Source organism: Nonomuraea sp. NPDC049400 (assembly GCF_044466425.1).
Lineage (GTDB): Bacteria > Actinomycetota > Actinomycetes > Streptosporangiales > Streptosporangiaceae > Nonomuraea.
In genome coordinates this window covers 1-9,014 of the sequence record NZ_JBITMP010000120.1, presented here as the reverse complement: position 1 = coordinate 9,014, position 9,014 = coordinate 1, and the positions used below count along the sequence as shown (strand labels likewise).

Genomic DNA, 9,014 nt, shown 5'->3' with positions numbered 1-9,014 from the left:
CACCGTCAACTTGCTCGGCAACTCGACCATCCAATCAGCGAGCACCACCCACGCGGTCACCGTCCTCCATCCGCCCGCGTAGCATCCCGACGCCCGGGCGACGGCGACCCGACTCGCCGTCACCCATGTCTCCCGCCCCACCGCGAAGGACTGACAGAGGCTCGGCGGCGAGGCTGACGTGGAGCCCTTCGGCTTCGCCGGTCCAGTCCTCGCGTTCGGCTTCGGTGATGCGGGCGAGCGGGTGGTCGCGGATCTCCTGGAGCCGACGCTGCGGGCAGGGGCGATGCGCAAGAGTGGGCACCGGATGCAGGATTCTCTGAACTATGGGGCCGTTCCGTCCCAAAGCCTCTGATCTGGAGCTCTCTGAAAACCGAATCGGTGATGCCAGAGGAATCACAGCGAGATGTTCTGGAGCGAGAACCGGTCCGCCTGCCGCCTCAGTACTGTGACTTCGCATGACCGACACCGAGATTGAGATCACCGCAGACCTGGTCCGCGAGTTGCTGCAGGAGCAACATCCAGACCTTGCAGGGCTGGCCATCCGCGAGGTGGCGGGCGGCTGGGGCAACCACATGTGGCGCCTCGGGGACGAGTTGGCCGTGCGCATGCAGCGCATGGACCCTACCCCGGAGCTCCAGCTCAAGGAGCGGCGGTGGCTACCTGTGCTGGCCCCGCGCCTGCCGCTCCCGGTGCCGACCCCGGTGCGGTTCGGCGAACCGTCCGAGCGCTTCCCCAAGCACTGGACCGTGATGACGTGGGTTCCGGGCGAGCCGCTGGACCATGACTCGATCAGCCGCGGCGCCCACGCGGCCGACACGCTGGCGGGCTTCCTCAGGGCGCTCCATGTGGAGGCGCCTGCCGATGCCCCGGCCAGTTCGGACTTCGGCGCTCACCCCAAGAGGTGCACGGGTGGCTTCGAGCAGTTCTTGCAGGCCATTGACCCCGACGCCGTCGGCGATGTCCGCGCCGTCCGGGCCGTCTGGGCCGATGCAGTCGCGGCCCCCGAGTGGGAGGGCCCGCCGATGTGGGTGCACGGTGACCTCCATCCCGCGAATGTCGTCGTCTCGGACGGGACGATCTCGGGCGTGATCGATTTCGGTGCCTTGTTCGCCGGTGATCCCGCGTGGGACCTCGGCGCCGCATGGGTGCTGCTCCCCGCAGGCGCGGCCGCACGGTTCTTCGACGCGTACGCGCACGCGGATGAGGCGGCGATCCGGCGCGCCCGCGGGCTGGCCGCTATGAAGAGCCTTTTTCTGATGCTCATGGGGCAGAACGGAGATCGGGGCCTTCCCGGCGGCAAGCCGAACTGGGGACCTGCAGGCCGGGCGGCACTTGATCGTGTTCTGAAGGGCGTTTGATGCAGTCGGCCCGTTTTGTCTCGGTTCTCAGCTTCCCGAACTACGAGCTGGCCGATCGGTGGCATGCCGATGAACACCGGCGAGTCCTTTCGTCGCTCCCTGGCGTCAATCTGGCTGATCTTGTCATCGGTGGCGGCGAGGCTGACGGTCAGTTGCTCAACGTCGCCTAGCCATCCTTCACGTTCGGTTTCGGCGATCCTGGCATGGAGGTTCTCACGGATCTCTTCCAGGCGGGGCCGTTCGCCTGGCCCCACGATCAGTACCGGGCATCGAACACAGGCGTGCTCGTGGACACAGCTGCTTCCGTATGCTCGGCCGCACTGCCCCAGAGCCGGCTTGCGCCTCTCGAAGTGTCCGAGGAACTCTTGCCACTCCTCGTCGGGCACTGCCCGGTACTCGTTGGCGGGTCGAAGGCCGCGGCGCCGGGCGATGAAGGCTTGGTGGGCTTCGATGGCGTCTGCGGGATAGATCGCCGCGTAGCCCATCGTGGTGTTGATGTTGGTGTGACCTGCGATGATCTGGGCGATGGGCGGCGGCAGGCCGTTGAGGATGGCGTCGGTGATGAAGATCCTGCGGAAGTCGTGCGGCTGGAAGGTCAACGGCAAGCTGACCGACTGGCTGGCCGCCGATGTCGCCCACGCCGAGCAGTTCCCTGACCGAGTGCGCGAGGAACTACTCAAGCACTGCTGCCAGAAGCGGATTGAGCCGCCGTCGCCTGGCCAGGACACATAGAGGCCAGGTGACGGCACTGCTTCAGCGAGTGACCCAGCAGCCCCAGCGATCGGCGCACCTTGCGGACACAGGCGGGAAGGTCGTTGTCATGGTGATGCAGCCGAACGACGCGACCTCGTAGCGGAAGGGGACGTCGCCGGGGACACTCGCGCCAGGCCGGTCAGGCCGGGTCATCGTTTGCGCGCCAGTGCGGGGACAGCGGGTGCATAGGTTCTTCGGGGGTCAGAGGTCGTGATGCCGAGTGGTGTAGTTCCGCAGCTCCGGCAGTGCCCATGTGACAGCCGCCACGGTCACCGTGGTGAGCAGCCCACCGGCCCAGATTACTGTCTGGTGATCGAGGATGGATGCGGCGGCCCCGTGCAGCATGTTCGCGATGTGTGGCCCCCCGAAGAGGACGACGGTGAGCGATCCCTGGATCCGGCCGCGCATGGCGTCGTGCGTGTGTGCCTGTGTGATGGCATTGCGGAAGGTGCTCAGCACGAAGTTGACCGCACCGCCGAGGACGAGCGCCGCCAGTGCGATCCACAGCCGTGTGGCCAGTCCGAGAACCACGACGGTGGTGCCCCACGCCGCCGCGGCCGCCGCCATGAGAACACCGTGGCGCCGGGCACGGGTGAACGTGCCCGACAGCAGGCCGGCCGTGACAACCCCGGCAGGATAGGCGGCGTAGAGGAGCCCCAACTCCAGGCCGCCTCCCGCAGGCCCGCCGTAGGTGTGCTGGGCAAGTTCCGGGAACAGGGCTACCGGCATGCCGAAGACCATCGCCGCCAGGTCCACCAGGACCACCGCCACCAGAAGTCGGCTGGCCGCCAAGTACCGGATGCTGGCCAGCACCTGGCCGATCGTAGGACGAGGTTCGCAGCCTTGCGCGGCCGGATCGGCCGGGTGGGTCTGGGGCGGCAGCGGTGGCAGCTTGACGACGGCCCACACGACGGCCACGAGTGCGACGGCGTCGAGCAGGTACAGCGTGCCGAGCCCGATCGCCGGCATCAAGGCACCGGCCAGTACTGGTCCGAGGATCGACCCGGCGTAACGGGTCAGGGAGCTGAGGCTGTTCGCTGCCGGCAGGAGCTCGACCGGCACGAGGCGGGGCACCACGGCGCCCATCGTGGTCATGATCGCTCCGAAGGACAGGCCCTGGCAGGCGACCAGCATCATCAGGACGGGAACCGAGCGTCCGCCCAACACAGCTTGGACCCACAAGGCCGCGTACGTGAACGCGAGGCCGCAGTGGGCCATCAGCAACACTCTTCGCCGGTCCATGACGTCGGCGAGGGCGCCGACCCACAACGCCGCCACGACCACCGCGACGAACGACACCGCCCCCGCCGCGCCCACGGCCGCAGAGGAGCCGGTCACCGTGAAAAGCTGCGTCGGCACGGCGACCACACTGAACGAGCCGCCCACCGCGCCCACCGCCGATGCGACCCACAGCCGCCGGTAGGCCGCGATGGCCAGCGGGCGGCGGTCGATCGTGTAGGTGCCGAGCGACCGGGCTGTTGACGTGGTCACTGTCCAGTGCCCCCCGCGTCAGCCGTGGCCGGTGTCTCCAGGCTCACCACGTCGGCGACGACGCAGGCGATGTTGTCGGGGGCGCCGGCGGCGTACGCCCGCGCGACCAATTCGTCGAGCACCTGCTGCGGCGCACCCGGCCCGGTCAGCACCTCATGCAGCGATCCGGCCGGTACGACGGTGGACAGCCCGTCGGAACACAGCAGGTACCGGTCACCGGCCACGGCCCCATGCAGCGACAGCTCCGGCTGGGCCCCGCCTGTACCGGTCAGCGCTCGTGCGAGGAGCGCGCGTTGCGGATGCGAGGCCGCTTCCTCCGCGGTCAGCCTTCCTTCGTCGACCAGTGCCTGGACGTAGGTGTGGTCATGGGTGATCTGGAACAGCTCCCCGTCACGTACGAGGTACGCCCGGGTGTCACCGATGTGCACCAGCGCCAGCCGGGAACCGGACCACAGCAGTGCGGTCAGCGTGGTGACCGCCTCACCGGACGGCGTTGACGCGGCGATCTCCCCGATGGTCCGATCGGCTTCATCGACGGCGTCGGCGAGGGCGCCGAGCAGGTCCTCAGCCGGGACGGCCATGGTCTCCAGCGGTTTGAGCGCGTCCACGGCCGCCGCGCTCGCCAGGTCCCCGCTCCAGCCGCCTGCCCCGTCGGCCACCGCGAGCAACCGGGGGCCGGCGTACGCGGTGTCCTCGTTGCTCGTGCGCACCAGTCCCAACTCTGACCGGGCGGCGTAACGGATCCCCAGTATGGTTGCCGTCTCTTCCACGGTGCTTCCTCTCCCCGACAGATAGTCGACGAGGAACGTGGCCAGCTCCCCACGGGCGGCGGTCTCGGCCAGCACCTGCTCCCAGTAGCCGGCGATCTCCTCGGCTGCCGCGCTCGCCTGCATGTCGCACACCCGCCGGATACGCGCCAACGGCATCCCCAGCCGCCGCAGCCAGGCGATCAACCGGGCCCGCTCCAGTTGGGCCGGATCGTAGAACCGGTATCCGGACTCGCCGTCCACCGCGGCCGGCCGCAGCAACCCGAGTTCGTCGTAGAGCCGCAGCGCCTTCGGCGACAACCGCGCGGCCCGGGCGAACGCCCCGATCGTCAGCAGCCGCACCACTCCTCCTCGTCCCGGCCACCGCGGCCGGTGCCGACGATGCTGCCGCTTCACCCAAGGGGAAGGTCAACACAGCGCCGTGGTCCCAGCCCGCCTTCCGCCTGGGAAGGCTACAGCCGTCGACAAGAGCCCCCGGCCGCGATCCGCCAGTCGAGGTGCAGCGACGGTGGACGAGACCTTCGACATGTGGACCTCGGCCAAGAGCCCGTACGAGCGCCGCACCTACGACGGCCGCGCGCTCGCCGTCGTCCGCCTCATCGGCCCCGGCAAGATCCGCCTGCTCGCCACCGCCCCGGAATGCGATCCGGCCGAGATCGTCATCACCGTGGAGCCCGTTTCCTGATCACAAGAATCACGAAGGTGGAGGTGCCGGCGCCGCCTCTGCTGCTCGGCATCCCGCTGCTGTTCGGTTTCGACGTCATCCACGGGCTGCGCACCATCTTCCCGGTGCCGATCGCGCTGACCGCCAGCTGGTGCACGGCGACCATCGAAGCCGCCCAAGCCGCCGCGGCCCGAGAAGCACGTGCCGCCGGCATCCACTGGACGTTCGCGCCGATGATCGACATCTCCCGGGATCCCCGATGGGGACGGATCATCGGAGGGCCGGGCGAGGACCCGTACCTCGCCTCCGCCGTCGCCGCCGCGCAGGTGCGGGGACTTCAGGGCGACCTCGGCGCCGACCGCATCGTCGCCGGGCCCAAGCACCTGGCGGGATACGGGGCGGCCCGTGGCGAACGCGACTACGACGACGCCGAGGTCTCCGACTCCGAGCTGTGGAACGTCTACCTGCCCCCGTTCCGGGCCGCCGTGGACGCCGGCGCGCTCAACGTGATGAGCGTGTACATGGATCTCAACGGTGTCCCCGCGTCCGGGAACCGGTGGCTGCTGACCGGCGTGCTGCGGGATGCTCTGGGCTTCGACGGATTCGTGGTGTCCGACGCCAATGCTGTGCGCTCGCTCGAGGTGCAGCACTTCGCCAGGGACCTCACCGACGCGGCGGCCCGCGCGGTCAACGCCGGGCTCGACATGGAGATGTGCATGTTCGACCCCGCCTTCGCGCACCTGCCCGAGGCGGTCAGCCAAGGGCTGGTCGAGGAAGAGGCGATCGACCAGGCAGTCCGTCGGGTTCTGGCGATCAAGTTCCGGCTGGGCCTGTTCGAGAACCCGTACGCCGACGAGGCACTCGCCTTGCCCGATGCCGGGCACCGGGACGCGGCGCGGGTGGCCGCCGAACGCAGCATCGTCCTGCTCAAGAACGACGGCCACGCCCTGCCGCTGAACACCGAGGCCCTCACCACCGTCGCGGTCATCGGGGAACTGGCCGACAGCAAACGCGACACCCTGGGACCATGGGTCTTCGCGCACGACACCGACGAGACCGTGTCCATCCTCGACGGCCTGCGTGCCCGCCTCGGAGGCCGGGCTCAGATCCGGGCACGCGCCCGGTGCGGGCATCCCGGCCCGGACCTACCCGTCGGTGTTCGACCAGATGGACCCCACGATCGTCGCCACCAGCGCCGACCACGACGACGACGCGGAGATCGCCCCCCGGCACGCGCGGGGGAGAGGCCGTGGCCGCGGTGCTGGCCGGTGACGTCTCGCCGGCCGGGCGGCTGCCCTTCACCTGGCCACGCCACGCCGGGCAGGTCCCGATGATCTACGCGCACCATCGCACCTTCGCCCCGCAGGACCAGGGCAGGCGTCACTGGGAGGAGGAGAGCACGCCGCTGTACCCGTTCGGGCACGGCCTGTCGTACGGCGAGTTCACCTATTCCGATCTGCGGGTCGGGCACGACGCCATCGCGGTCGGAGAGGCGACGACGGTGTCGGTCGAGGTGACCAACACCTCCGGCAGAAAGGCCGACGAAGTCGTCCAGCTCTACATTCACCAGCGCCACGGAAGCGCCTCCCGCCCCGTACGCGAACTCAAGGGTTTCCAGCGGCTCTCTTTCGCGCCGGGCGAGACGCGGAAGGTGACCTTCCGGCTCGGACCGGAGGAACTGTCGTACTGGAGCGCCACCAGGCGCGGCATCGTGCAGGACGCCACCACGTTCGACATCTGGATCGGCGGCAGCTCCACCGCCGAGACGGCGGCCGTCCTGGAGGTCAAGTGAGCGACAGTCTGATCGACCGGGAGGCCGTCGTCCGGCGGCACACCATCGAGCTGACCACACCTGATGCCGCCGGCCCGCTGACCGTCGGCAACTTCGCCTACACCGCCGACATCACCGGCATGCAGACCTTCACCACCTTCCACGACCAGGCCACCGCCATGGCTGAGGGGCGGCTCGCCGTGAACACCGCGACGATGTCGACCTGGGGCTGGCACTCCATGCCCAACCCCGAGGGTTTCGTGCTCGCCGACGCGATGACGGCCTACGAGACCACGCGCGGGCCGGTTCAGTATCCGGACAAGTTCGACATGGCCGCGATGATGGGCGGCGAGGTCGCCCCGGAGTACCGGGCCGGGACCTGGCTGCACGTCAACCCGCACCGGCTCGACCTGGGCCGCATCGGGCTCATTCTCTGCCCCGAGCCGGACGCGCCTCCCGAGACCGACCCCGCCGCGCTCACCGACCCGCTCCAGGGCCTCGAGCTGTGGGCGGGCACGCTCACCAGCGTCTTCACCTACGCCGGGCACGAGTTCCGCGTCACCACGGTGGCCGACCCGCACCACGCCCGCGTCGCCTTCAAGCGCGTATCCGCACCGTGTTGCGGTCGTCGTACTCGGCGCACTGGCGGCGCTACGGTGGGGCCGACGCCGAGCCGGCTGCCGGCGTCGATGGTCGGTCGGAGCGGGGCCCGGCCGCTCCGGACCAGGCGGTGTCGATTCAGAACGGGGGCTTTTCAGGCTCCGTCCGGTGAGTTCGATGAGCGTTGTTCTTCTTGCAGGGAAGCCTCCCAGGTGGCGGTGATGTCGCGGGCGACGTCACGTAGGAGGTCGATGAGCATGTCTGCGAGTGGTGTGAGGCTGGCGTCGGCTTTGGTCACGGCGTAGAGCTGGCGGTAGGGCCTGGGGTGGGCCAGTTCGCGGTGGGTGGTGCCAGGCGCATGGGTCAGGGCCAGGCGCGAGACCAGGGCCACTGCGATGCCTGTGCCGACGAGGGCCTGGGCGACGTCGTAGGACTCGGTCTCGAACCGCACGGTGGGAGTGAAGCCGGCCTCGCGGGCAGCGTCGTGGAACTGTTCGCGGGCGGCGTGGCCGGCCAGGATGGAAACCCATGATTGGTCGCGCAGTTGTTCCAGGTGGAGTTCGGTGTCCGGGGGCTGTCCGGTGGCCAGTGGGTGGTCATCGGGGAGAACCACGACCATCGGGTCCAACAGGAGCGAGTGGGCCCGTAGGTGTGGGGGCGGCGCGAGCGGTGTGCCCCAGGACGCGACGATGGCGAGGTCCAGGCGCCCCGCGCTGATCTCGTCCGCTCCACGTCCGGACACCACGTCTATGACGGAGACGTCGGCGTCCGGATGGCGGTGTCGCAGAGCCGTCAGGGCGGGTGGCAGCAGGTGCAGGGCGGCCGCCTGGAACGTCCCGATCCGCAGACGGAGCGAGAGGTGGCCGAGCAGTGCGGCCAGTTGCGCCTCGGCCCTGTCCGATGCCTCCTCCACGGTTCGACCGTGGGAGGCGAGCAGCGCACCGGCCGCGGTGAGCGTTGCTCCGCGGGGACCACGGATGACCAGGGGCACCTGCCAGTCGCGCTCGGCCTTGGCCACCTGCTGGGTGACCGCCGCGGGCGTGAGTTGGAGTGCGTGAGCCGCCGCCGTCAAGGAGCCGTGCCGCTCGATCAACGCGAGAAGCCGTAGCTGTCCCGGATCCACCACCATTCACTAATCCTAACGCTGCACCCTTTTCTTTTAACTTCTCTTACGAGTGCGGGAGAGGAAGACTGGCGGGACACCCATCGGCCGCAATCCCCGGAAAGGGGTTCTTCCCCCATGCCCACGCATGTGCCCGTTTTCATCGCCACCACCTTGCTGCTGGCGATGCTGCCAGGCGCGAGTCAAGCCCTGATGATCCGGCAGGTTCTGGAAGGCGGGCAACGCACCGTCCGAGGCACGCTCGCGGGCAACGCCACCGGCTTCCTGCTGTGGTCCACGGCCGCCGCGGCCGGGCTGTCCGCCGTCCTGCTGGCCAGCCCCACCGCGTACGCGCTGCTCCGGATCGCCGGCGGCATCGTGCTGATGATCCTCGGCGTGAACACGCTGCGGACCGCGCTCACCACCGTCTCCACCCGCCCGCCCCGCGAGGGCGGGCGCCGCACCGGCTTCGCGGGCGGATATCTCACCGGCCTGATCACCAACCTCG

General features: G+C 69.4%; 11 protein-coding genes. 7 read left to right on the top strand and 4 right to left on the bottom strand.

Features of this window, described 5'->3' with window-relative positions; translation table 11 throughout:
• Positions 1–34 precede the first annotated feature (34 nt).
• Positions 35–301, bottom strand: a complete 267-nt coding sequence (locus tag ACIBVN_RS60245) for a hypothetical protein (RefSeq protein WP_397151835.1) — start codon at positions 299–301, stop codon at positions 35–37.
• A gap of 154 nt (positions 302–455) precedes the next feature.
• Here ACIBVN_RS60245 and ACIBVN_RS60240 point away from each other — a divergent pair, with 154 nt between their 5' ends.
• The 3 genes from ACIBVN_RS60240 (at position 456) to ACIBVN_RS60230 (ending at position 2,090) form a co-directional block, all read left to right on the top strand.
• Entirely contained in the window at positions 456–1,358 is a 903-nt protein-coding gene (locus ACIBVN_RS60240; protein WP_397151834.1) for an aminoglycoside phosphotransferase family protein, read from the top strand.
• The gene (locus ACIBVN_RS60235; RefSeq protein WP_397151832.1) at positions 1,358–1,528 is read left to right on the top strand and encodes a hypothetical protein; all 171 of its coding nucleotides are present in this window, start codon (positions 1,358–1,360) and stop codon (positions 1,526–1,528) included. The genes ACIBVN_RS60240 and ACIBVN_RS60235 overlap by 1 nt, the downstream gene beginning before the upstream one ends.
• A gap of 391 nt (positions 1,529–1,919) precedes the next feature.
• Positions 1,920–2,090, top strand: a complete 171-nt coding sequence (locus ACIBVN_RS60230; protein ID WP_397151830.1) for a hypothetical protein — start codon at positions 1,920–1,922, stop codon at positions 2,088–2,090.
• Positions 2,091–2,312: 222 nt separating this feature from the next.
• Here the strand turns inward: ACIBVN_RS60230 and ACIBVN_RS60225 are convergent, their stop codons facing one another.
• Together ACIBVN_RS60225 and ACIBVN_RS60220 are read right to left on the bottom strand one after the other, a co-directional pair.
• Complete coding sequence (locus ACIBVN_RS60225) at positions 2,313–3,602, bottom strand: MFS transporter (RefSeq protein ID WP_397151828.1); 1,290 nt, start codon at positions 3,600–3,602, stop codon at positions 2,313–2,315.
• Entirely contained in the window at positions 3,599–4,711 is a 1,113-nt protein-coding gene (locus tag ACIBVN_RS60220; RefSeq protein WP_397151826.1) for a MerR family transcriptional regulator, read from the bottom strand. Before ACIBVN_RS60220 ends, ACIBVN_RS60225 begins: the two co-directional genes overlap by 4 nt.
• 166 nt (positions 4,712–4,877) lie before the next feature.
• Between ACIBVN_RS60220 and ACIBVN_RS60215 the strand changes: the two genes are divergently transcribed.
• The 3 genes from ACIBVN_RS60215 to ACIBVN_RS60205 are packed head-to-tail and all read left to right on the top strand — an operon-like array spanning position 4,878 to position 6,825.
• Complete coding sequence (locus ACIBVN_RS60215; RefSeq protein ID WP_397151824.1) at positions 4,878–5,054, top strand: hypothetical protein; 177 nt, start codon at positions 4,878–4,880, stop codon at positions 5,052–5,054.
• Between the two features lie 23 nt (positions 5,055–5,077).
• On the top strand, positions 5,078–6,367 hold the full coding sequence (locus tag ACIBVN_RS60210) for a glycoside hydrolase family 3 protein (RefSeq protein ID WP_397151823.1): 1,290 nt from the start codon (positions 5,078–5,080) through the stop codon (positions 6,365–6,367).
• Entirely contained in the window at positions 6,283–6,825 is a 543-nt protein-coding gene (locus tag ACIBVN_RS60205) for a fibronectin type III-like domain-contianing protein (protein WP_397151821.1), read from the top strand. The genes ACIBVN_RS60210 and ACIBVN_RS60205 overlap by 85 nt, the downstream gene beginning before the upstream one ends.
• Before the next feature lie 733 nt (positions 6,826–7,558).
• On the opposite strand, the gene ACIBVN_RS60200 is transcribed toward ACIBVN_RS60205, so the two are convergent.
• A complete protein-coding gene (locus ACIBVN_RS60200) occupies positions 7,559–8,533 on the bottom strand; it encodes a LysR family transcriptional regulator (protein WP_397151819.1) in 975 nt (324 codons plus the stop codon).
• Between the two features lie 111 nt (positions 8,534–8,644).
• On the opposite strand from ACIBVN_RS60200, the gene ACIBVN_RS60195 reads away from it, so the two are divergent.
• A partial coding sequence (locus tag ACIBVN_RS60195) for a LysE family translocator (protein WP_397151817.1) occupies positions 8,645–9,014 on the top strand: 370 nt, incomplete at its 3' end.

Bases quoted from the DNA above. Each gene is read 5' to 3' on its own strand.
- ACIBVN_RS60240 (WP_397151834.1), top strand. From the start codon at position 456: ATGACCGACACCGAGATTGAGATCACCGCAGACCTGGTCCGCGAGTTG.
- ACIBVN_RS60235 (WP_397151832.1), top strand. From the start codon at position 1,358: ATGCAGTCGGCCCGTTTTGTCTCGGTTCTCAGCTTCCCGAACTACGAG.
- ACIBVN_RS60230 (WP_397151830.1), top strand. From the start codon at position 1,920: ATGAAGATCCTGCGGAAGTCGTGCGGCTGGAAGGTCAACGGCAAGCTG.
- ACIBVN_RS60200 (WP_397151819.1), bottom strand. From the start codon at position 8,533: ATGGTGGTGGATCCGGGACAGCTACGGCTTCTCGCGTTGATCGAGCGG.